This is a genomic window from Streptomyces sp. NPDC001156 (assembly GCF_053598275.1).
This window is the reverse complement of sequence record NZ_JBSFJX010000056.1, coordinates 18,464-41,343: the sequence shown is the minus strand read 5'-3', so window position 1 is coordinate 41,343 and position 22,880 is coordinate 18,464. Positions and strand designations below refer to the sequence as shown.

General features: G+C 69.8%; 20 protein-coding genes. 11 read left to right on the top strand and 9 right to left on the bottom strand.

The genetic code is table 11. From position 1 onward, the window contains the following. The first annotated feature begins 199 nt into the window (after positions 1–199). From ACWDA7_RS25030 to ACWDA7_RS25015, 4 genes are read left to right on the top strand one after another with little or no spacing between them, the layout of a single operon-like run. On the top strand, positions 200–1,846 hold the full coding sequence (locus ACWDA7_RS25030; protein WP_450606427.1) for a glycoside hydrolase family 13 protein: 1,647 nt from the start codon (positions 200–202) through the stop codon (positions 1,844–1,846). Positions 1,847–1,896: 50 nt separating this feature from the next. Continuing rightward, complete coding sequence (locus tag ACWDA7_RS25025) at positions 1,897–3,222, top strand: ABC transporter substrate-binding protein (protein WP_450606426.1); 1,326 nt, start codon at positions 1,897–1,899, stop codon at positions 3,220–3,222. A 6-nt stretch (positions 3,223–3,228) separates the two neighbouring features. Beyond that, positions 3,229–4,590, top strand: coding sequence for an ABC transporter permease subunit (locus ACWDA7_RS25020; protein ID WP_450606425.1), 1,362 nt, complete (start codon positions 3,229–3,231; stop codon positions 4,588–4,590). Continuing rightward, positions 4,587–5,426: a carbohydrate ABC transporter permease gene (locus ACWDA7_RS25015; protein WP_359392395.1), complete on the top strand. Its 840-nt coding sequence runs from the start codon at positions 4,587–4,589 to the stop codon at positions 5,424–5,426. The genes ACWDA7_RS25020 and ACWDA7_RS25015 overlap by 4 nt, the downstream gene beginning before the upstream one ends. 80 nt (positions 5,427–5,506) lie before the next feature. Here the strand turns inward: ACWDA7_RS25015 and pgl are convergent, their stop codons facing one another. Genes pgl through tkt form a run of 5 tightly spaced genes read right to left on the bottom strand, consistent with a single transcriptional unit; the run spans position 5,507 to position 12,154 of the window. Beyond that, entirely contained in the window at positions 5,507–6,289 is a 783-nt protein-coding gene (gene pgl / locus ACWDA7_RS25010) for a 6-phosphogluconolactonase (protein WP_450606424.1), read from the bottom strand. Next, a complete protein-coding gene (opcA, locus tag ACWDA7_RS25005; protein WP_450606423.1) occupies positions 6,286–7,380 on the bottom strand; it encodes a glucose-6-phosphate dehydrogenase assembly protein OpcA in 1,095 nt (364 codons plus the stop codon). The genes pgl and opcA overlap by 4 nt, the downstream gene beginning before the upstream one ends. Next, entirely contained in the window at positions 7,377–8,909 is a 1,533-nt protein-coding gene (zwf, locus tag ACWDA7_RS25000; protein ID WP_450606422.1) for a glucose-6-phosphate dehydrogenase, read from the bottom strand. Before zwf ends, opcA begins: the two co-directional genes overlap by 4 nt. 4 nt (positions 8,910–8,913) lie before the next feature. After that, the gene (gene tal / locus ACWDA7_RS24995; RefSeq protein ID WP_450606421.1) at positions 8,914–10,032 is read right to left on the bottom strand and encodes a transaldolase; all 1,119 of its coding nucleotides are present in this window, start codon (positions 10,030–10,032) and stop codon (positions 8,914–8,916) included. A 34-nt stretch (positions 10,033–10,066) separates the two neighbouring features. Then, on the bottom strand, positions 10,067–12,154 hold the full coding sequence (gene tkt / locus ACWDA7_RS24990) for a transketolase (protein ID WP_450606420.1): 2,088 nt from the start codon (positions 12,152–12,154) through the stop codon (positions 10,067–10,069). A 368-nt stretch (positions 12,155–12,522) separates the two neighbouring features. On the opposite strand from tkt, the gene ACWDA7_RS24985 reads away from it, so the two are divergent. The 3 genes from ACWDA7_RS24985 to ACWDA7_RS24975 all read left to right on the top strand — a co-directional run bounded on the left by ACWDA7_RS24985 (position 12,523) and on the right by ACWDA7_RS24975 (position 15,134). Beyond that, entirely contained in the window at positions 12,523–13,509 is a 987-nt protein-coding gene (locus ACWDA7_RS24985; RefSeq protein ID WP_450606433.1) for a heme o synthase, read from the top strand. Positions 13,510–13,614: 105 nt separating this feature from the next. After that, positions 13,615–13,971 carry a hypothetical protein gene (locus ACWDA7_RS24980; protein WP_432926389.1) on the top strand — a complete coding sequence of 119 codons (357 nt, stop codon included), beginning with the start codon at positions 13,615–13,617 and terminating at the stop codon, positions 13,969–13,971. Between the two features lie 56 nt (positions 13,972–14,027). Further along, positions 14,028–15,134, top strand: coding sequence for an amidohydrolase family protein (locus ACWDA7_RS24975; RefSeq protein ID WP_450606419.1), 1,107 nt, complete (start codon positions 14,028–14,030; stop codon positions 15,132–15,134). A 43-nt stretch (positions 15,135–15,177) separates the two neighbouring features. Here ACWDA7_RS24975 and ACWDA7_RS24970 read toward each other — a convergent pair whose 3' ends face one another. From ACWDA7_RS24970 to ACWDA7_RS24955, 4 genes are all read right to left on the bottom strand, one after another. Beyond that, positions 15,178–16,167, bottom strand: a complete 990-nt coding sequence (locus tag ACWDA7_RS24970; protein ID WP_450606432.1) for a COX15/CtaA family protein — start codon at positions 16,165–16,167, stop codon at positions 15,178–15,180. A gap of 140 nt (positions 16,168–16,307) precedes the next feature. Continuing rightward, positions 16,308–17,024: an ABC transporter permease gene (locus ACWDA7_RS24965; RefSeq protein ID WP_432939066.1), complete on the bottom strand. Its 717-nt coding sequence runs from the start codon at positions 17,022–17,024 to the stop codon at positions 16,308–16,310. A gap of 50 nt (positions 17,025–17,074) precedes the next feature. After that, positions 17,075–17,998 carry an ABC transporter ATP-binding protein gene (locus ACWDA7_RS24960; protein ID WP_359392415.1) on the bottom strand — a complete coding sequence of 308 codons (924 nt, stop codon included), beginning with the start codon at positions 17,996–17,998 and terminating at the stop codon, positions 17,075–17,077. An 84-nt stretch (positions 17,999–18,082) separates the two neighbouring features. Beyond that, positions 18,083–18,874 (bottom strand): aminoglycoside N(3)-acetyltransferase, encoded by a 792-nt coding sequence (locus ACWDA7_RS24955; RefSeq protein ID WP_450606418.1) that lies wholly within the window; start codon positions 18,872–18,874, stop codon positions 18,083–18,085. A gap of 161 nt (positions 18,875–19,035) precedes the next feature. On the opposite strand from ACWDA7_RS24955, the gene ACWDA7_RS24950 reads away from it, so the two are divergent. The 4 genes from ACWDA7_RS24950 to ACWDA7_RS24935 all read left to right on the top strand — a co-directional run bounded on the left by ACWDA7_RS24950 (position 19,036) and on the right by ACWDA7_RS24935 (position 22,877). Further along, positions 19,036–19,824 (top strand): helix-turn-helix transcriptional regulator, encoded by a 789-nt coding sequence (locus ACWDA7_RS24950; protein WP_450606417.1) that lies wholly within the window; start codon positions 19,036–19,038, stop codon positions 19,822–19,824. Continuing rightward, positions 19,821–21,242, top strand: a complete 1,422-nt coding sequence (gene sufB, locus ACWDA7_RS24945; protein WP_450606416.1) for a Fe-S cluster assembly protein SufB — start codon at positions 19,821–19,823, stop codon at positions 21,240–21,242. Before ACWDA7_RS24950 ends, sufB begins: the two co-directional genes overlap by 4 nt. Before the next feature lie 88 nt (positions 21,243–21,330). Continuing rightward, positions 21,331–22,551, top strand: a complete 1,221-nt coding sequence (gene sufD, locus ACWDA7_RS24940) for a Fe-S cluster assembly protein SufD (protein WP_450606415.1) — start codon at positions 21,331–21,333, stop codon at positions 22,549–22,551. Further along, a complete protein-coding gene (locus tag ACWDA7_RS24935; RefSeq protein ID WP_432926381.1) occupies positions 22,548–22,877 on the top strand; it encodes a Rieske 2Fe-2S domain-containing protein in 330 nt (109 codons plus the stop codon). Before sufD ends, ACWDA7_RS24935 begins: the two co-directional genes overlap by 4 nt. Positions 22,878–22,880 lie beyond the last annotated feature (3 nt).

Below are 22,880 nucleotides of genomic sequence, written 5' to 3'. Positions count from 1 at the left end.
TCGCCCGCTAGTTACTTGTTAGGTAACGCCACGATCTCACCTTGGCTCTCTCTAGGTCGATAAATGCGGATTTGAAGGGCCAACTTCCCAACGGCTTCCGCAGGTTCGTTGACACCCTTATGACACGGCTACCTAACATGCATGCATAACCGTCGACCCCACTTCGGGTCGCCTCAGCACGCACAGACAGGTCAACGGGGTGAGTTCCCAGTACATCGACACCTACCTCTGGTGGCGGGACGCAGTGATCTACCAGGTGTACGTCCGCAGCTTCCTGGACAGCACCGGAGACGGCATAGGCGATCTGGCCGGCGTCCGGGCCGGGCTGCCGTACCTGAAGAAACTCGGCGTCGACGGGATCTGGCTGAGCCCCTTCTACCCCTCGCCCCAGCACGACCACGGCTACGACGTGGCCGACTACTGCGACGTCGACCCGCTCTTCGGCGACCTCGCCGAGTTCGATCTGCTGACGGCGGCCGCCCGGCGGCTCGGCATCAAGGTGCTCCTGGACATCGTCCCCAACCACTGCTCCAGCGAGCACCGGTGGTTCCGCGAGGCGGTGACCGCGACGCCCGGCAGCCCGGCCCGCGCCCGCTTCCACTTCGCCGACGGCCGCGGCGCCGACGGCGGCGAGCCGCCCAACAACTGGCACGCCATGTTCGGCGGTCCCGCCTGGACTCGGGTGACCGAGGCGGACGGCCGGCCCGGCCAGTGGTACCTGCACATGTTCACCCCCGAACAGCCCGACTGGAACTGGCGCGACCCCGAGGTCGCCGCGGAGTTCGACCGGGTTCTGCGTTTCTGGCTGGACCGGGGCGTGGACGGCTTCCGTATCGACGTCGCCGCCGGCCTCTTCAAACACCCCGGCCTGCCGGACTCGCCCGACCCCGAGGCCGACGCCCGCACCCGCGACTCGGTCAACCCGCTCGCTTGGAACCAGCCCGAGGTGCACGACGTGTGGCGGCACTGGCGTGCGGTGTGCGAGGAGTACACGGCACGCGACGGCCGCGAACGCCTTCTGGTCGGCGAGGTCTCCGTACCGACCGCCCGCGAGCACGCCCAGTACGTCCGCCCGGACGAGCTGCACCAGGCGTTCTTCTTCGATCTGCTCAGCGCCCCCTGGAACGCGGACGCCTTCCGCAAGGTCATATCCGAGGCCATGCAGGACATCGCGGGCACCGGATCCACGGTCACCTGGGTCCTCAACAACCACGACCAGGTCCGGACCGTCACCCGCTACGGAGAACCGGCCACCGAGGGCGGCGGCGTGGGCGCCGCCCGGGCGCGCGCCGCGGCACTGCTGATGCTGGCCCTGCCCGGCGCCGCGTACATCTACCAGGGCGAGGAACTGGGCCTGCCCGAGGTCGTCGACCTGCCGGACGACGTGCTCACCGACCCGATCTTCCGCCGCACCGGAAGCCGCGCCCGTATCCGGGACGGGTGCCGGGTGCCCCTGCCGTGGTCGGGCCAGGCCTCCCCGTTCGGCTTCACCTCAGGCGCCGAGGGCGCGCGGCCCTGGCTGCCCCAGCCCGACTGGTTCGCCGAGCACGCCACGGACCGGGCCCTCGCCGACACCCGCTCCTTCTGGCACCTGTACCGCGACGGGCTCCAACTGCGCGCCGCGCTCTCCCAGCTGGGCGAGGGCGCCCTGCGCTGGCTGGAGACACCGCCGGGTGTCCTCGGCTTCGTGCGCGGCGACGACCTCGTCTGCGCCGTCAACTTCGGTACGGCACCCACGCCGGCCCCCGTCTCCGGAACCCCGCTGCTCGCCAGCGGCCCCTGTGCGCCCGGTGTGCTCCCCGGGTCCACGGCCGCCTGGTGGATCAGCGACGGCACCGACCTCTGAGCCCCACACCACAACCCCGCCATTCCCACTTCCCCGAAGGGACATCAACGATGATGCGACGACGCACCACTCTGCTCTCCGGCTGCACCGCCCTCGCCCTGGCGCTCGGCGCCACCGCCTGCGGCGGCGGGCCCGTTGCCGCAGGCGGCGGCGACAAGGAGCTGAACGGCCAGACGGTCACTGTGGCCGGTGTCTGGTCCGGCAGCGAGCAGAAGAACTTCCAGAAGGTGTTGGACGCGTTCTCCGCGAAGACCGGCGCCAAGACGCAGTTCGTCTCCACCGGCGACAACGTCTCCACCGTGGTCGGCAGCAAGATCGAGGGCGGCAACGCGCCCGACGTCGTGATGGTCCCGCAGGTCGGCGTGCTCCAGCAGTTCGCGCAGAAGGGCTGGCTCCAGCCGCTGTCCAAGACCGCCGAGCAGACCGTCGACGCCGACTTCGCGACGGTGTGGAAGAACTACGGCAGCGTCGACGGCACCCTCTACGGCCTCTACTTCAAGGCCGCCCACAAATCGACGATCTGGTACAGCCCGGACGCGTTCACACAGGCGGGTGTCGAGGCGCCGAAGACGTACGACGAGCTGCTGAAGACCGGGCACACGGTCTCCGACTCGGGCCTCGCTGCCTTCGCGGTCGCAGGTCAGGACGGCTGGACGCTCACCGACTGGTTCGAGAACATCTACCTCTCCCAGGCCGGACCCGAGAAGTACGACGCGCTCGCCGCCCACAAGCTGAAGTGGACCGACGAGAGCGTGGTCAAGGCGCTCACCACGCTCGGCAAGCTCTTCAAGGACAAGCAGCTGATAGCGGGCGGCCAGAAGGAGGCACTCAACACCGACTTCCCGGGCTCCGTCGAGAAAGTCTTCGGTCCCAAGCCCGAGGCGGGCATGGTCTACGAGGGCGACTTCGTCGCCGGTGTCGCCCACGACCAGTTCGGCAAGACCATCGGCAAGGACGCCGACTTCTTCCCGTTCCCGGCGGTCGACGGCGGTACGGCGCCCGTGGTCAGCGGTGGTGACGCGGCGGTCGTGCTCAAGGACGGCAAGAACGCCAAGGCCGGCATGAAGCTCATGGAGTACCTGGCGACTCCGGAGGCGGCGGCCGTGTGGGCGAAGGCGGGCGGCTTCCTGTCCCCGAACAAGAAGCTGGACCTCGCCTCCTACGGTGACGACGTCACCCGCGAGACGGCCAAGTCCCTGGTCGCCGCGGGCGATTCGGTCCGCTTCGACATGTCCGACCAAGCCCCGGCGGCCTTCGGCGGCACCAAGGGCGCCGGCGAGTGGAAGCTGCTGCAGGACTTCCTGCGCGACCCGTCCGACCCGAAGGCGACCGCGGCGCAGCTCGAGGACGCGGCGGCCAAGGCGTACCAGGGCTGAGCGGACATGACCGCCACCGCACTCTCGAGAGACGCGGGTTCCCCGCCCGTCGCGTCCGCCGCCCGTGCGCGGCGGACGCGACGGCGCGGGCGGATCGTCGCCCTGCTCTTCGTCTTCCCCGCGCTGCTGCTGCTCGGCGCCCTCGTCGTCTACCCGGTGCTGTTCTCGGTCGGACGCAGCTTCTTCGACGCCTCCGGCACCCGCTTCGTGGGCGGCGACAATTACGCGGAGATGTTCCGTGACCCGGCGACGCTCAAGGCCATCCGGAACACCACCATCTGGGTGGTCGTCGCCCCCGCGCTGCTGACCGGGCTCGGTCTGATCCTGGCGGTCCTGGTGGAGAAGGTCCGCTGGGCGACGGCGTTCAAACTGCTGCTGTTCATGCCGATGGCAGTGTCCTTCCTCGCCGCGGGCATCATCTTCCGCCTCGCCTACGACGAGGATCCCAACAAGGGCGTGCTGAACGCCGCCGTGGTCTCGGTCCACGACGCCTTCCAGGGAACGTCGTCCTATCCGACGGCACGCGCCCGCACCGGACAGGGGCTCACGGCAGGTCGCGACGGCTCGTACCGCACGAGCGCCGGCGTCTTGCCGGGCGACTCGGTGGCCCTCGGCCTGGTCGGGGTACTGCCCAAGGACCTGCCCGCGGGAGCGGCGCCCGCGTACGGGGCGGCCGCGCAGAAGGCCGCCGCGGACGAGGTGCGCGGGGTCGTCTACCTGGACTTCACACCCGGTGGGGGCGGGAAGCAGGGAGTGGTCGACCGCGGGGAGAGCGGCCTGCCACAGATGAAGGTCGAGGCGGTGCGCGACGGGCGGACCGTGGCGACCACGACGACCGCGTCCGACGGTTCCTTCCGCTTCTCCGGACTGGACTCCGGCTCGTACACGGTGACACTGCCGGGATCGAACTTCGCACCGCCCTACCAGGGTGTCTCCTGGCTCGGGCCGACGCTGGTGACGCCGGCGATCATCGGGGCGTATCTGTGGATCTGGACCGGCTTCGCGATGGTGCTGATCGGAGCGGGCCTCGCCACACTGCCCCGGGACGCGCTGGAGGCGGCCCGGATGGACGGGGCGAACGAGTGGCAGATCTTCCGGCGGATCACCGTTCCGCTGCTGGCACCCGTGCTGACCGTGGTCTTCGTGACCCTGGTGATCAATGTGATGAAGGTCTTCGACCTCGTCTACATCATCGCGCCGGGGCCGGTGCAGGAGGACGCGACCGTGCTGGCGACGCAGATGTGGCTGGTCTCCTTCGGCGGCGGCAACAACCAGGGGCTCGGCAGCGCGCTCGGCGTGCTGCTCCTGTTGCTGGTGATTCCCGCGATGGTCTTCAATGTCCGCCGTTTCCGAAGGAGTCAGCGATGAACGCGGTCAGACGCGGCCTCGGCAACGGGCTGGTGCAGGCCTTCCTCGTGGTGATCGGCCTGATCTGGCTCACCCCGCTGGCGGGACTGTTCGTCTCGTCGCTCCGGTCGGCCGAGGACACGGCGAAGGGCGGCTGGTGGACGGCCCTGGCCGGCCCCGGGCAGCTGTCCTTCGACAACTACTCGGCGCTGCTGAAGAACGCCGGGATGACGCAGGCGTTCTGGAACACGGTGCTGATCTCGGTGCCGGCCACCGCATTGGTCGTCGTGCTCGCGGCGCTCGCCGGATACGCCTTCGCATGGCTGGACTTCCCGGCGCGCGAGCCGATCTTCCTGCTGGTGGTCGCGCTGCTCGTGGTGCCGGTGCAGATCGGTCTGCTGCCGGTCGCCAAACTCTTCGGGCAGCTGGGGCTGTTCGGCACGATTCCGGGCGTCGTCCTCTTCCACGTGGCGTACGGGCTTCCCTTCGCCGTGTTCCTGCTGCGGAACTACTTCGCGGAGATACCGAAGGAGATGCTGGAGGCGGCGCGGATGGACGGCGGCAGCGAGTGGCGCATCTTCACCCGGCTCGTGCTCCCGGTGGGGCGGCCCGCCCTCGCCAGCCTCGCCATCTTCCAGTTCCTGTGGGTGTGGAACGACATGCTGGTGGCACTGCTGTTCGCCGACAGCTCCTCGCAGCCGCTGACCGTGGAACTCCAGTCCCAGATACGGCAGTTCGGCAGCAACATCGATGTGCTGGCGCCCGGCGCGTTTCTGTCGCTGATCGTGCCGGTGGCGGTGTTCTTCGCGTTCCAGCGGCACTTCGTGCAGGGGGTCATGGCCGGATCAGTCAAGTAGCCGACCCCCGGAAAAGCCGGACGCCGGACGGGCTGAACCCAGCCCGTCCGGCGTCCGGCTTCGGTGACGAGATGCGTCGCTCAGGCCGACGCCGGCGGATACAGCGACCTCGGCAGTTGGGAGGCCGCCGCCGCGTCCAGCAACCACAGGGTGCGTGACCTGCCGCGCGCGCCCGCCGCGGGAGCCTGGATCTCCCCTGCCCCGGACAGCGCGATGGCGACCGCCTGCGCCTTGTCCTCACCCGCCGCCAGCAGCCAGACCTCGCGGGCCGACCGGATCGCCGGGAGCGTGAGCGAGATCCGCGTCGGCGGCGGCTTCGGCGAGCCGTGCACGCCGACGACCGTCCGCTCGGTCTCCCGCACCGCGGGCATCTCCGGGAAGAGCGAGGCCACGTGCGTGTCCGGGCCGACGCCCAGCATCAGGACGTCGAAGGTGGGCACCGCACCGTGGTTCTCGGGGCCTGCTGCCCGCGCCAGCTCCGCCCCGTACGCCTCGGCCGCGGCGTCCACGTCGTTGCCGTACAGGCCGTCCGACGCGGGCATGGCGTGCACGCGCTTCGGGTCCAGCGGCACCGCGTCGAGTAGCGCCTCGCGGGCCTGGGTGTAGTTCCGCTCGGGGTCGCCCTCGGGCAGGAACCGCTCGTCGCCCCACCACAGGTCGATCCGGCCCCAGTCGACGGCGTCCCGGGCGGGAGCGGCGGCGAGCGCGGCCAGCAGGCCGTTGCCGTTGCGCCCGCCGGTCAGCACGACCGAGGCGGAGCCGCGGGAGGCCTGTGCGTCCACGACCTTGGTGATCAGCCGGGCCGCTGCGGCCTGGGCCATCAGCTCCTTGTCGCGGTGTACGACGAGTTGTGGGGTGCTCACTTCGCCGCCTTCTTCGCCGGGTGCTTCCCGCCCGTCTTGCCGGTGTGTTCCGCCGCCGGCTCCTGCGCCGCGGCCGGTGCCGGTTTCGCGACTTCTGCCGGAGCCGCGGTCTCGTCGGCCGCCTTGCCGCCGGCCGCCTCGGTCGCGGCCGCGGCGGGCTCCGCCCCGGCACCCAGCCGGTCGACGCCGTACCGCAGCGCCGAGGCGTAGGTGTCGTCGGGGTCGAGCCTGCGCAGCTCTTCCGCGATCAGCTCGGCCGTGTCGCGGCGCTTGAGCGCCACCGCGCGGTCCGGCTGCCCGTGGATGGAGAGGGTCGCGAGCGAGCCGTCCGCCCGGTCGAGCACGATCGGGCCGCAGCTCGTGTCCATCCGGACGGCGGTGAGGCCGGGGCCGGAGGAGAGGGAGCGCTTGACGGGGACGCTCAGCCGGTCGGCGAGCCACATCGCGAGCAGCTCACAACTCGGGTTGAACTCCTCGCCCTCCACCTCGGCGCCCTTGACGTCGCAGGCGACCTGGTCGAGGGCCGCGGCCAGCATCGAGCGCCAGGGCGTGATGCGGGTCCACGACAGGTCGGTGTCGCCGGGCGTGTAGGCGTCGGCGCGCGCGCTCAGCTCCCGCACCGGCGCCTCGGCCGTGTACGTGTCCGTGACCCGGCGCTGGGCGAGCGCGCCGAGGGGGTCGCTGGCCGGGTCGAGCGGTGCGTTCACCGGCCACCAGACGACGACCGGCGCGTCTGGCAGCAGCAGCGGCAGCACCACGGACTGGGCGTGGTTCACCACCTCGCCGTACAGCCGCAGCACCACCGTCTCGCCGGTGCCCGCGTCCGCGCCCACCCACACCTCGGCGTCCAGGCGCGAGGTCGTGCGGTCGCGCGGGGAACGTGAGACGCGCTTGATGACCACGAGGGTGCGCGAGGGGTGCTCGCGCGAGGCCTCGTTCGCGGCCTTCAGGGCGTCGTAGGCGTTCTCCTCGTCGGTGACGATGACCAGGGTGAGCACCATGCCGACCGCGGGCGTGCCGATGGCGCGGCGGCCCTGCACCAGCGCCTTGTTTATCTTGCTGGCAGTGGTGTCCGTGAGGTCCATCTTCATGGCCGGCGCCAGCTCCGTCCGTCTCGTTCGAGCATCTCGTCCGCCTCGGCGGGCCCCCACGTTCCGGCCAGGTACCGCGCGGGCTTACCGTGCTTGTCCCAGTACTGCTCGATCGGGTCGAGGATCTCCCAGGACCGCTCGACCTCCTCTGTACGCGGAAAGAGGTTCGAGTCCCCGAGCAGGACGTCCAGGATCAGGCGCTCGTACGCCTCGGGGCTGGACTCGGTGAAGGACTCGCCGTAGGCGAAGTCCATGGACACATCCCGGATCTCCATCGAGGTGCCCGGCACCTTGGAGCCGAAGCGGACGGTGACGCCCTCGTCGGGCTGGACGCGGATGACGACCGCGTTCTGGCCCAGCTCCTCGGTGGCGGTGGTGTCGAAGGGGGAGTGCGGGGCGCGCTGGAAGACGACCGCGATCTCGGTGACCCGGCGGCCCAGGCGCTTGCCGGTGCGCAGATAGAAGGGGACGCCCGCCCAGCGGCGGTTGTCGATCCCCACCTTGATCGCGGCATAGGTGTCGGTCTTCGACTTGGGGTCGATGCCCTCCTCCTGGAGGTAGCCGACCGCCTTCTCGCCGCCCTGCCAGCCGGCCGAGTACTGCGCGAACACAGTGTCCCGGCCCAGGTCCCGGGGCAGCCGGACGGCCCCGAGCACCTTGGTCTTCTCGGCCGCGAGCGCGTCCGCGTCGAAGGAGGCGGGCTCCTCCATGGCCGTGAGGGCCAGCAGCTGCAGCAGGTGGTTCTGGATGACGTCACGGGCGGCGCCGATGCCGTCGTAGTAGCCGGCGCGGCCGCCGATGCCGATGTCCTCGGCCATCGTGATCTGCACATGGTCCACGAAGGACCGGTTCCATATGGGCTCGAACATCGTGTTGGCGAAGCGCAGCGCCAGGATGTTCTGGACGGTCTCCTTGCCCAGGTAGTGGTCGATGCGGAAGACCTGGTCGGAGGCGAAGACCTCATGCACGATCGCGTTGAGTTCCTCCGCCGACTTCAGGTCGTGGCCGAAGGGCTTCTCGATGACCGCGCGCCGCCAGGAGCCGCCGGTCTGGTCGGCCAGGCCGTGCTTCTTCAGCTGCTGGATGACCACCGGGAAGGACTTGGGTGGCACCGAGAGGTAGAAGGCGAAGTTGCCGCCTGTGCCCTGCGCCTTGTCCAGCTCCTCGATGGTGGAGCGCAGCCGCTCGAACGCGTCGTCGTCGTCGAAGGTGCCCTGGACGAAGCGCATCCCCTGGATGAGCTGCTGCCAGACCTCCTCGCGGAACGGCGTACGGGCGTGGTCCTTGACGGCGTCGTGGACCTCCTTGGCGAAGTCCTCGTGGTGCCACTCGCGGCGGGCGAAGCCGACGAGCGAGAAGCCCGGCGGCAGCAGGCCGCGGTTGGCAAGGTCGTAAACGGCAGGCATGAGCTTTTTACGTGACAAATCGCCCGTAACGCCGAAAATGACCAGGCCCGACGGCCCCGCGATACGCGGGAGCCGTCGGTCCGCGGCGTCACGAAGCGGGTTCGCTCCGTGTACGGATGTCAAGGTCTCAGCCCTCCGAAGGGGCGAGGCGCTGCAGCTCCGCCTCGGTCGACTTGAGCAGGTCGTTCCAGGAACCCTCGAACTTGTCGACGCCCTCGTCCTCCAGGAGCTGGACCACCTCGTCGTACGAGATGCCGAGCCTCTCGATCGCGTCGAGGTCCGCGCGCGCCTGGTCGTAGGTGCCGGCGACGGTGTTCCCATCGATCTCGCCGTGGTCCTCGACGGCCAGCAGGGTGGCCTCCGGCATGGTGTTCACCGTGTTCGGCGCCACCAGGTCCACCACGTACATGGTGTCCTTGTACGCGGGGTCCTTGACGCCGGTGGAGGCCCACAGCGGGCGCTGCTGGTTGGCCCGCGCCTTGTCCAGGGCCAGCCAGCGGTCGCTGCTGAACACCTCTTCGTAGGCCTCGTAGGCGAGTCGCGCGTTGGCGATGGCCGCCTTGCCGCGCAGCGCCTTCGCCTCCGGCGTGCCGATGCCGTCGAGCCGCTTGTCGGTCTCCGTGTCCACCCGGGACACGAAGAAGGACGCCACGGAGTGGATCTTGGACAGGTCCAGGCCGCGCTCCTTGGCCTTCTCCAGACCGGCCAGGTAGGCGTCCATGACCTTGCGGTAGCGGTCCAGCGAGAAGATCAGCGTGACGTTGACGCTGATGCCGTTGCCGATGGTCTCGGTGATCGCCGGGAGACCCGCCTCGGTGGCCGGGATCTTGATGAACGTGTTCGGACGGTCGACCAGCCAGGCGAGCTGCCTGGCCTCGGCGACGGTCGCCCGGGTGTTGTGCGCGAGGCGCGGGTCGACCTCGATCGACACCCGGCCGTCCTGGCCCTGCGTGGCGTCGAACACCGGACGCAGGATGTCGGCGGCGTCCCGGACGTCCGCCGTGGTGATCATGCGGATCGCCTCTTCGACGGTGACCTTGCGGGCGGCGAGGTCGGCGAGCTGCTGCTCGTAGCCGTCGCCCGACGAGATCGCCTTCTGGAAGATCGTCGGGTTGGTGGTGACGCCCACGACGTGCTGCTGGTCGATCAGTTCGGCGAGGTTGCCGGACGTGATCCGCTTGCGCGACAGGTCGTCCAGCCAGATCGCGACGCCTTCTTCGGAGAGGCGCTTGAGTGCGTCTGTCATGGAAAATGCATCTCCTACGTGTCGTATATCAGCGTCAGCGCTGGGCTGCGGCGATCGATTCCCGAGCGGCGGATGCAACGTTCTCGGCAGTGAACCCGAACTCCCGGAAGAGCACCTTGCCGTCGGCCGAAGCACCGAAGTGCTCCAGGGAAACGATGCGACCCGCATCCCCGACGAACCTGTGCCAGGTGAGCCCGATCCCGGCCTCGACCGCGACCCGGGCCTTCACCGACGGCGGCAGGACGCTGTCCCGGTACCCCTGGTCCTGCTCCTCGAACCACTCCACCGACGGCATCGACACGACCCGCGTCGGGATTCCGTCGGCCTGGAGCTGCTCGCGGGCCTCGACGGCGATGTGCACCTCGGAGCCGGTGGCGATCAGGATCACCTGCGGCTCGCCACCGTCGGCCTCGAACATCACATAACCACCGCGGACGGTGTCCTCGTTGGGCTCGTAGGTCGGCACGCCCTGGCGGGTCAGCGCGAGACCGTGCGGGGCACCCTTGCCGAACTCCTTGGTCCAGCGCTTGAGGATCTCGCGCCAGGCGATGGTGGTCTCGTTGGCGTCGGCCGGGCGCACGACGTTCAGGCCCGGGATGGCGCGCAGCGAGGCCAGGTGCTCGACGGGCTGGTGGGTCGGGCCGTCCTCGCCCAGGCCGATGGAGTCGTGGGTCCACACGTACGTCACCGGCAGGTGCATCAGGGCCGACAGACGCACCGCGTTGCGCATGTAGTCGGAGAACACCAGGAAGGTGCCGCCGTAGACGCGGGTGTTGCCGTGCAGCGTGATGCCGTTCATCTCCGCGGCCATCGAGTGCTCGCGGATACCGAAGTGGATCGTGCGGCCATAGGGGTTCGCCCCCGGCAGCGGATTGTCCGCCGGCAGGAACGAGCTGTTCTTGTCGATGGTGGTGTTGTTCGAGCCGGCCAGGTCGGCGGAGCCGCCCCACAGTTCCGGGATGATCGCGCCGAGGGCCTGCAGCACCTTGCCGGACGCGGCGCGCGTGGCGACCGCCTTGCCCGCCTCGAAGACCGGGAGCTTCTCCTCCCAGCCGGTAGGCAGCTCGCCCTCGCTCATGCGGTCGAACTCGGCGGCGCGCTCCGGGTTGCCCGAGCGCCACTCCTGGAAGGACTTCTCCCAGTCGGCCTTCGCCGCACGGCCGCGATCGAGGGCCTTGCGGGTGTGCTCGATGACCTCGTCGGCAACCTGGAAGCTCTTGTCCGGGTCGAAGCCGAGGACGCGCTTGGTGGCCGCGACCTCGTCCTCGCCGAGGGCCGAGCCGTGTGCGGCCTCGGTGTTCTGTGCGTGCGGAGCCGGCCAGGCGATGATCGAGCGCATCGCGATGAAGGAGGGCCGGTCCGTGACCTTCTTGGCCGCCTCGATCGCGTCGTAGATGGCGTTCGGGTCCAGGTCGCCGTCCGGCTTGGGCGCCACGCGCTGCACGTGCCAGCCGTAGGCCTCGTAGCGCCGAGCCGTGTCCTCGGAGACCGCGGTCTCGGTGTCGCCCTCGATCGAGATGTGGTTGTCGTCCCACAGCAGGATGAGATTGCCGAGCTCCTGGTGACCGGCGAGCGAGGACGCCTCGGCGGAGATGCCCTCCTGGAGGCAGCCGTCACCGGCGATGCAATAGATGAAGTGGTCGAAGGGGGAAGTGCCGGGCGCCGCTTCCGGGTCGAACAGACCGCGCTCGTAACGCGAGGCCATGGCCATGCCCACCGCGTTGGCGACACCCTGGCCCAGCGGGCCGGTCGTCGTCTCCACACCCTTGGTGTGCCCGTACTCCGGGTGGCCGGGGGTCTTCGAGCCCCAGGTGCGGAAGGACTCCAGATCGTTCAGCTCCAGGCCGAAACCGGCCATGTAGAGCTGCGTGTAGAGAGTCAGGGACGTGTGGCCGGCGGACAGGACGAAGCGGTCACGGCCCACCCACTGGGGATCCGCCGGGTCGTGGCGCATCACCTTCTGGAAGAGGGTGTAGGCGGCCGGAGCCAGGCTCATCGCCGTACCGGGATGGCCGTTGCCGACCTTCTGTACGGCATCGGCGGCCAGGACGCGGGCGGTGTCGACGGCCCGCTGGTCCAACTCGGTCCACTCGAGGTCTGTTGTGGTCGGCTTGGTGCTCACCCTGGGTCAGGGCTCCTCTCCACATGTCGAATGCCGGTGCACTGGACGCCCACCGGCCGTTGCTGAGCCTACCCCCGTAGGTACGTGCGTCTTTTCGAGTCATTCCAGACTGCCGGGAGTCGCCGTCATCCGCCTCCCGACCGGCCGATCCCCGGTCGGCAAGTGAATACGGAGCCGCTCATCCGACTGCTCAATCGAGCGAGGTTCGGCTCGTGTCCAGTCGCATTTCCCAGGTCGCGCCGGCCGCTTCCAACACGACCCACCCCCGCGAAGGGCGGGCTGTGGGCAACGTCTAAAGTTGCGTGAGTACGCGCGAGCCTTTACCGGGAATTCACGGCCCCAGGCTCGCTGGGATGTCTCTGTCAGGGGTGTACGTGACGGCCGTCGAATCCCGTCCAACGGGTGGGGGCACCGCCCACGCCCTCAAGGCTGCGCGGGAGCTCGGGACGAGCAGCAGCCAGGGCCAACGGCCGTTTGGGGCCCGGGTCAAGGCCTTCGTGGCGCTCACCAAGCCGCGGATCATCGAGCTGCTCCTGATCACCACCGTACCGGTGATGTTCCTCGCCCAGCAGGGTGTACCGAGCCTGAGGCTGGTGCTGCTCACCTGCATCGGCGGCTACCTCTCCGCGGGTGGTGCCAACGCGCTCAACATGTACATCGACCGGGACATCGACGCGCTGATGGATCGCACCTCGCAGCGCCCGCTGGTCACCGGCATGGTCAGCCCCCGTGAGTGCCTCGCCTTCGGCATCACGCTGGCGGTCGTCTCGACGCTGCTGTTCGGTTTCACCGTCAACTGGCTGTCCGCCTGGCTGTCGCTCGGTGCGCTGCTCTTCTACGTCGTCGTCTACACGATGATCCTCAAACGACGTACCTCACAGAACATCGTGTGGGGCGGCATCGCCGGCTGCCTGCCCGTCCTCATCGGCTGGTCGTCCGTCACGAACTCGCTGTCGTGGGCGCCGGTCATCCTCTTCCTCGTCATGTTCTTCTGGACGCCGCCGCACTACTGGCCGCTGTCCATGAAGGTCAAGGACGACTACGCGCGCGTGGGTGTGCCGATGCTGCCGGTCATCGCCTCCAACAAGGTGGTCGCCCGGCAGATCGTCATCTACAGCTGGGTGATGGTCGTGGTCTCCCTGCTGCTCACCCCGCTCGGCTACACGGGCTGGTTCTACACGACGGTCGCCCTCGCGGCCGGCGGCTGGTGGCTGTGGGAGGCGCACGCGCTGCAGAACCGGGCGAGGTCGGAGGCGATGGGCGTGAAGCTGAAGGAGATGCGCCTGTTTCACTGGAGCATCACCTACGTCTCGCTGCTCTTCGTTGCCGTGGCGGTGGACCCCTTCCTCCGGTAGCCGCCGCGGCAGACGTCATCTGCACGACCGACGGGAGGGGTGCGTGGTCAAGGCCACGCACCCCTCCCGTCGCCGTTCGATCTACCCGTCGGTAGCATCCTGGCCATGGCAGACACGCAGCAGGTTGACGAGGGCACGGACGCCAAGCAGGCCGCCAGGGCCGAGCGCAGGGCGACCCGGCTCGCCAAGGAGATCGACGCCTTCGCCAAGGCGCACGGCGGCGCCGAGGGACAGGTGGCGTACATCGGGCAGCGCGGCGCCAGGATCGTGCTCGTGGGCGAGGACGGCGGCTGGGGTGACCTTGTCGCACCGACGTACGACATCGCCGAGAAGGCCGTGCAGAAGGCCGGAATCACCGTGCACGAGGCCTTCGACGGCGAGTTCGCGGCCAAGGTGAAGACCGGCCCGTACGAGTGGAAGCGCATGGCGGGGATCCAGCTGGGCGGTCCGAGCAACACCTGAGACCGGGTTCACCCGTTAGGACCTGAAGAGGACCGGTCCAGACGCGGGGAGTCCGGGTGATCGAAACATCGTCCTTGGTGGACCAGTACTGCCACGGCGTGCTCCGTACCGAGCTGGGCCTCGGCACCTTCGAGGCCCAGCTGGCCCGTACGGAGGGGCCGCCGGCGGCCGGCACCACCCTGTTCGACACCCAGACGGGTTTCGCCGTCCGCCGCTGGTGTCCGCCGCTGCTCGGTCTGGAGCCGCATTGCCCGCCCGCCCGCTACCTCGCCCGGCGCCGGGAGCTCGGCGTCCTGGAGTCGGGGCGCAGACTGCTGCGGGGCAGCGGTATCACCACCTATCTCGTCGACACCGGGCTGCCCGGCGATCTCACCGGGCCTGCCGAGATGGCCTCGGCGGGAGCGGCCGAGGCACATGAGATCGTCCGTCTCGAGCTGCTCGCCGAACAGGTGGCCGACACCTCGGGAACGGTGGAGTCGTTCCTCGCCAATCTCGCCGAGTCCATCCACGGGGCGGCGGCGCACGCGGTGGCGTTCACCTCGGTGGCGGGAGTCCGGCACGGTCTGGCCCTGGCGCCCGAGCCGCCGGGGCCGGGCGAGGTGCGTGGCGCGGCGGGCCGCTGGCTCGCCGGCCGCCGGGCCGGTGGCACCCTGTCCGACCCCGTTCTGCTGCGCCATCTGCTGTGGAGTGCGGTCGCCTCGGGCCGGCCCCTGCAACTGCACGCGGGCCTCGGTGAACTGGGCCTGCGGATCGACCGTACCGACCCGGTCCTGCTCACCGACTTCGTACGCGCCACGGCCGGGCTCGGCACGGACCTCGTCCTGCTGCACGGCTATCCGTACCACCGGCACGCGGCGCATCTCGCGGGGGTGTTCCCGCACGTGTACGCGGACCTGGGCGCGGCGCTCATCCGCACGGGCGCCCGTGCCGCCGACGTGCTCGCCGAGATCCTGGAGCTGGCGCCCTTCGGCAAGCTCCTCTTCTCCAGCGGCGCGCACGGACTGCCCGAACTCCATGTGGTCGGGGCCCAGCTGTTCCGTGAGGCGCTCTCCCGGCTGCTGGGGGACTGGGTCGCCGAGGGCGCCTGGTCGCTGGAGGACGCTCAGCGGGTGGCGGGGATGATCGCCGCGGGCAACGCACTGCGGGTGTACGGGCTGAAGTGAGGCCTGCGGCCTCGCGCCGGAGCCGCAGGGCTCCGGCCGGGCGTCATGCGGCCGTCAGGGCCGACTCCGCCGAGGGCCCCGGGAGGCCCGCTGTCGCCTCGGGGCGTTCGCGCAACGCCAGCAGCACCCTGAGCACGCCGATCCACACCAGGCAGGCGCCGAACATGTGCAGGCCCACCAGGATCTCCGGAAGGTGGGTGAAGTACTGGATGTAGCCGATGACTCCCTGGCCCAGCAGGATCAGGAACAGGTCCCGGGTGCGGTGCAGCGGGTTCGAGGGCGCGTCGACCGCCTTGAGGACGAACCACAGGGCGAAGGTGAGCGTCACCACGATCCAGGCGAGCACCGCGTGCAGTTTGGCGATGGTCTCCCAGTCGACGGGGATGCGCTCGACTTCCCGGGAGTCACCGGCGTGCGGGCCCGCGCCGGTGACCACGGTGCCCACAGCGATCAGCAGCACCGAGGCGACGACCAGGAACCACACCAGCTGCTGCACGGCCTTGCCGACCAGCGGGCGCGGGGCCGCGTCGCCCTCGCGGGTGCGCTGCCACATGAGCGTGGCCACGGTGATCAGCGCGGTGGAGAGCAGGAAGTGGGCGGCGACGGTGTACGGGTTGAGGCCCACGAGGACCACGATGCCGCCGAGGATCGCGTTGCTCATCACGATCCAGAACTGCGCCCAGCCCAGCCGGGTGAGGCCGCGCCGCCACGGCTTCTGCGAGCGGGCGGCGACGATCGCCCAGCCGACCGCCGCGCACAGTACGTAGGTCAGCATGCGGTTGCTGAACTCGATGACGCCGTGGATGCCCATGGCGCCGGTCGTGGTCAGCGAGTTGTCCGTGCACTGAGGCCAGGTCGGACAGCCGAGTCCGGAGCCCGTCAGGCGCACGGCGCCGCCGGTGACGACGATGACCACCGACATGACGAGCGCGGAGAGCGCCGCACGCTGAACCGTCCGGGGTCCCGGAGTCCAGCGTGCGGCGATGAAGGCGATCGGGTTGCGCACGGCCGCCACGGCGTCGGCGCGAGTCACGTTTGGCACGCCCTCATGGTAGGGGGCCGCTTGTGCACGGTTTCACGAGGGGTCGGCCCACGGGAGTCCCGCGAGTAGCCGGGAGGGCGCGCAGGGAGCCGCCGGCCGCGATGTCTCCCGATGTCCTGGGGAAGCCGGGGTCACTCCCAGCGGAAGAACTTTCCGGCCGCGGCCAGGCCCACGACGGCCCACACCGCCAGCACGCCCAGGTCGCCCCAGGGCGTACCGGCCCCGTGCTGAAGGACGCTCCGCAGACCGTCCGAGAGCGCGGAGATCGGCAGCAGATCGAGCACGTGCTCGGCACCGGAGGGGAACTTGTCCAGCGGCACGATGACGCCGCCGCCCACGAGCAGCAGCAGGAATACCAGGTTGGCGGCGGCCAGCGTGGCCTCGGCCTTGAGCGTTCCGGCCATCAGCAGCCCGAGTCCGGAGAAGGCCGCCGTGCCCAGCACCAGCAGGAGAAGCACCGCGAGCGGGTTGCCGTGCGGCGACCAGCCCAGCGCGAAGGCGATCACCGTCAGCAGGACCACCTGGAGGACCTCGGTGACCAGGACGGAGGCCGTCTTCGCCGTCATCAGGCCCCAGCGGGGGAGCGGTGAGGAGGCGAGCCGCTTCAGCACGCCGTACCGGCGCTCGAACCCGGTCGCGATGGCCTGTCCCGTGAACGCCGTCGACATCACGGCGAGCGCCAGTATGCCCGGCGTCAGGAAGTCGACGGCCTTGCCGGCGCCGGTGTCGACGACGTCGACGGAACTGAAGAGGACGAGCAGCAGCGTCGGGATGACCACCGTCAGCAGCAGCTGCTCACCGTTGCGGAGCAGCATCTTCGTCTCGAGCGCGGCCTGCGCCGCGATCATGCGGGGCAGCGGCGCGGCGCCGGGCTTCGGCGCGTGGATACCGACGGTGGTCACGAGCGCAGCTCCCTGCCGGTCAGCTCGAGGAAAACGTCTTCGAGGGTATGCCGTTCGACGGAGATCCGGTCCGGCATCACCCCGTGCTGGGCGCACCAGGACGTGACCGTGGCCAGCAGTTGCGGATCGACCTTGCCCACGACCCGGTACGCGCCCGGCGTCAGCTCCCCGGCCGTGCAGTCCGCCGGGAGCGCCTTCAGCAGCGACCCCACGTCGAGGCCCGGGCGGCCGGTGAAACGCAGGGTGTTCTCGGCGCCGCCACGGCACAGCTCCTCCGGGGAGCCCTGTGCGATGACCCGGCCCCCGTCGATGATCGCGACATCGTCGGCGAGCTGCTCGGCCTCGTCCATGTAGTGCGTCGTCAGGATCACGGAGACCCCGTCGGCGCGCAGATCGCGCACGAGGTCCCAGGTGGCCCGGCGCGCCTGGGGGTCGAGACCGGCGGTCGGCTCGTCCAGGAACACGAGCTCGGGACGGCCGACGACGGCCATGGCGAGCGCCAGCCGCTGCTGCTGTCCGCCCGACAGCCGCCGGTACGCCGTGCGTCCGCAGCCGCCGAGCCCAAGGCGCTCCATGAGCCCGTCCACGTCCAGCGGATCGGCGTGCAGCTTGGCGACATGGCGCAGCATCTCGTCGGCGCGGGCGCCCGGGTAGACGCCGCCGGACTGGAGCATGACACCTATGCGGGGACGCAGCGCGGAGGCTTCACGGACCGGGTCGAGACCCAGGACGCGTACCGCGCCGGAATCCGGCTTCCGGTACCCCTCGCAGGTCTCCACCGTGGTCGTCTTGCCCGCCCCGTTGGGCCCCAGTACCGCGGTGATGCCCGCCCGGGCCACCAGGTCGAGGCCGTCCACCGCGGTCTTTGCGCCGTAGCGCTTCACCAGGGACTGGACCTGGACGACCGGCTCACTTCGCATGGGTCCAGAGTCTAGGTAGGCGCCCCAGGCGCGAGACGAGGGGGTCCGGAATCCGGTCGGAGGCCGCATGAGGGCGTCCGGAAACTACTCCTCGCGCGGCCGGTGCAACGGCAGCCATCGCTCCGCATAGGCCACCGCGTCCGCCACGGGGAACAGCCGTACCCCGGCCGCACCCACCTTCCCCCGGACGACCGTACGGTCCCGCTCGAAATCGCGGCCGAGCTCGTCGAACCGGTCCGAGCTGATCGCCACCTCGGTCACCACCTCCCAGCCGGCCGGGCCCGGCCGGCCCACCCGCACCCGGGGCGCGGGTATCCGGTACTCGGCCAGGTGGAAGCTGGTGCAGGTGCTGTAGCCCGCGCCGAGCAGCAGGACACGGGCGCCCATCGCCTCCAGCCGGGCCAGCGGGCTCTTCTCACCGAGCCGGCAGTCGCGAGCGTGTCCGTCCAGGATCGTCCGGGCGCGCGGGCCGATCGCCGCGAACGAGGTCTGCGGATGGGCGCTGCGCGAGGCACCGGGCCAGGTGCGGACGGTCTCCGGTATCACTCCGACCCCGCGTGACGGCGTGACCAGCGGGTCGTACGCGGGCATGGCGGCGCGGATCGTCTCCCACCACTCCTCCGGCACCGGTGGCCTGCTCCACAGCGCGGGGTCCGAGAGGTCACCCGTCTGGGTGGGGACCACGAGCGTGCCCTCGGGACCGAGCACGTCCAGAAGTCCCTGGACCACCGCGAGGGCGCCACCGCAGACCCAGCCGAGGGAGCTGAGCGAGGAGTGCACGAGGAGGGTCTCGCCAGGGGTGACCCCGAGCGCGCGCAGCTGCGTGCAGACGGTGTCCCGGGTGACAAGAGGGCCGGTGGGAGGGGGTGTGGGCATGGTCCGGGAGTCTTGCCGACAGCCGCGGCGGACGCCACCCGTTTTGATCGATCAGGGATCGTTCACGCAGGTCACCTTAGGTATCCCTAAGTGATGCACGGCACCGGTGCCCGGTCGGACGGCGCTTGTCAGGCTCTGAGGAATTACGCAACAATGGCGTTGTGAAAAACGTCGGCGAAGCTCGGGAGACCCCCACGGGGGCCCCGCAGGAGGAGCTCGCGGCTGGGTTGCGGTCGGATCGCTCGACACGCAACCGGGTCGCGCGGTCCATCCTGGACCACGGGCCGTCGACCGTCACCGAGCTCGCCGGGAGGCTGCAGCTCACCCAGGCGGCCGTACGGCGGCACCTGGACACGCTCGTCGCCGACGACGTCGTGGTGGCCCGTGAGCAGCGCGTGTACGGCGCGCGTACGCGTGGTCGCCCCGCCAAGGTCTTCGCGCTCACGGACTGCGGCCGTGACGCGTTCGACCAGTCGTACGACAAGCTCGCCGCGGACGCCCTGCGCTTCATCAAGGAGCGGTTCGGCGGGGACGAGGCCGTCGTGGCCTTCGCCCGCGCCAGGATCGCCGAGCAGGCCACCGCCTACCGGGAGGCCATCGAGGCCGCTGGCCCGGCACAGCGCACCGAAGCGCTGGCCAAGGCCTTGAGTGCGGACGGGTACGCTGCTACGGCGCGCAGCGCCCCGGTCGGCGAACAGCTCTGCCAGCACCACTGCCCGGTCGCCCACGTCGCGGAACAGTTCCCGCAACTGTGCGAGGTCGAGACGGAGATCTTCTCCGAGCTGCTCGGCACGCACGTCCAGCGACTGGCGACGATCGCGCACGGCGACGGTGTCTGTACGACGTTCATCCCGAGAGCGCCCCACGCGCCCCCGGCAGCCGAAGCCACAAAGATTTCCAAGACCACCCACAACGCATCTGCCAGCACGGCCGGGAGGAACCCCGCATGACTCTCCCCACGGAGACTGCTCACCCCGAACTCGAGGGCCTGGGCAACTACGAATACGGCTGGGCCGACTCCGACGAGGCCGGTGCCGCGGCGAAGCGCGGTCTGAGCGAAGACGTCGTCCGCGACATCTCGGCGAAGAAGTCCGAGCCGGAGTGGATGACCAAGCTGCGCCTCAAGGGTCTGCGGCTCTTCGAGAAGAAGCCCATGCCGAACTGGGGCTCGGACCTGTCGGGCATCGACTTCGACAACATCAAGTACTTCGTGCGCTCCACGGAGAAGCAGGCGGAGTCCTGGGAGGACCTGCCCGAGGACATCAGGAACACGTACGACAAGCTCGGCATCCCGGAGGCGGAGAAGCAGCGCCTCGTGGCCGGTGTCGCGGCCCAGTACGAGTCGGAGGTCGTCTACCACCAGATCCGTGAGGACCTGGAGGAGCAGGGCGTCATCTTCCTCGACACCGACACCGCGCTGAAGGAGCACCCGGAGCTCTTCAAGGAGTACTTCGGGACCGTCATCCCGGCCGGTGACAACAAGTTCGCCTCGCTGAACACCGCCGTGTGGTCCGGCGGCTCCTTCATCTACGTGCCGCCGGGCGTGCACGTGGAGATCCCGCTCCAGGCCTACTTCCGCATCAACACGGAGAACATGGGCCAGTTCGAGCGGACCCTGATCATCGTCGACGAGGGTGCCTACGTGCACTACGTCGAGGGCTGCACGGCCCCGATCTACAAGTCGGACTCGCTGCACTCCGCGGTCGTCGAGATCATCGTCAAGAAGAACGCTCGCTGCCGCTACACGACCATCCAGAACTGGTCCAACAACGTCTACAACCTGGTCACCAAGCGCGCCGTGGCCTACGAGGGCGCGACCATGGAGTGGATCGACGGCAACATCGGCTCCAAGGTGACGATGAAGTACCCCGCCGTCTACCTGATGGGCGAGCACGCCAAGGGCGAGACCCTGTCCATCGCCTTCGCGGGCGAGGGCCAGCACCAGGACGCCGGCTCCAAGATGGTCCACATGGCGCCGAACACCTCGTCCAACATCGTCTCCAAGTCGGTGGCGCGCGGCGGCGGCCGTACCTCCTACCGCGGCCTGGTCGAGATCGGCGAGGGCGCCGCGGGTTCCAAGTCCAACGTGCTCTGTGACGCGCTGCTCGTCGACACCATCTCCCGCTCGGACACCTACCCCTACGTGGACGTCCGCGAGGACGACGTGTCCATGGGCCACGAGGCGACCGTCTCCAAGGTCTCCGAGGACCAGCTCTTCTACCTGATGAGCCGCGGCCTCTCCGAGTTCGAGGCGATGGCGATGATCGTGCGCGGCTTCGTCGAGCCGATCGCCAAGGAACTGCCGATGGAGTACGCGCTGGAGCTCAACCGGCTGATCGAGCTGCAGATGGAAGGCGCGGTCGGCTGACGGCCGTCCTCGTCCGCAGCAGGCGGCCCGCCTTTCCGCGGCGGGCCGCGGGTCACCACTGACTTAGGAAGAGAGCACAACGACAGCCATGGCTGAGGCCCAGAACTCCCCCACGCTCGGCGCCGCTCGCGCGGGGGGACCCCCACCGGTAGGCAGCACCACCACCGGCTCGATCGCGGTCGCCGCGGAGTCGACCGTCGCCACCCGTATGAGTGCGCCGCCGTCCTTCGACGTGGCGGACTTCCCGGTGCCGCACGGCCGTGAGGAGGAGTGGCGGTTCACGCCGCTGGAGCGGCTGCGCGGCCTGCACGACGGCACCGCGGTGACGAACGGCGCCGGTGTGAAGGTGAGCGTCGAGGCTCCCGAGGGCGTCACCGTCGAGAGCGTCGGCCGGGACGATGCCCGGCTCGGCAGGGCGGGCACCCCGGTGGACCGGGTGGCCGCGCAGGCCTACTCGGCGTTCGAGACGGCCGGCGTGGTCACCGTCCCCAAGAACACGGTGCTCACCGAGCCCGTCCGGATCGCCGTGCACGGCGAGGGCGGGGTGGCCTTCGGTCACCAGGTGATCGAGCTGGGCGCCTTCGCCGAGGCCGTCGTCGTCATCGATCACACCGGTGACGCGGTCCTCGCCGCGAACGTGGAATACGTCCTGGGCGACGGCGCCAAGCTGACCGTCGTCTCGGTCCAGGACTGGGACGACACGGCGGTCCACGCGGCCCAGCACAACGCGCTGGTCGGCCGGGACGCGAGCTTCAAGTCCGTGGTCGTGACCTTCGGCGGCGACGTGGTGCGTCTGCACCCGCGCGTGAACTATGCCGGCACCGGCGGTGAGGCGGAGCTGTACGGCCTGTACTTCACCGACAAGGGCCAGCACCAGGAGCACCGGCTCTTCGTCGACCACAACACCCCGCACTGCAAGTCGAACGTCGCCTACAAGGGCGCGCTGCAGGGCGACGACGCGCACGCGGTGTGGATCGGCGACGTGCTCATCGAGGCCAAGGCCGAGGGCACGGACACCTACGAGATGAACCGCAACCTGGTCCTCACGGACGGCGCCCGCGTCGACTCGGTCCCGAACCTGGAGATCGAGACCGGCGAGATCGTCGGCGCCGGCCACGCCTCCGCGACCGGCCGCTTCGACGACGAGCAGCTCTTCTACCTGATGGCCCGCGGTATCCCGGAGCACGACGCCCGCCGCCTGGTGGTCCGCGGCTTCTTCGCCGAGCTGGTCCAGCAGATCGGCGTCAAGGACATCGAGGAGCGCCTGATCGCCAAGATCGAAGAGGAGCTGGAGGCGTCGGTCGCATGACTGAACCGTCGAAGTTCGTACGCGTCTGCGGGCTGAGCGAGCTGGAGGAGGACACCCCGAAGAGGGTGGAACTCGACGGCACGCCGGTCTCGGTCGTCAAGACCGAGGGCGAGGTGTTCGCGATCAACGACATCTGCTCGCACGCGAACGTCTCCCTCGCCGAGGGCGAGGTCGACGACTGTCACATCGAGTGCTGGCTGCACGGCTCGCGCTTCGACCTCCGTTCCGGAAAGCCCGACGCACTTCCCGCGACGCGCCCCGTCCCCGTTTACCCCGTAAAGATCGAAGGGGACGACGTGCTCGTCTCCCTCACCCAGGAGTCCTGAGGC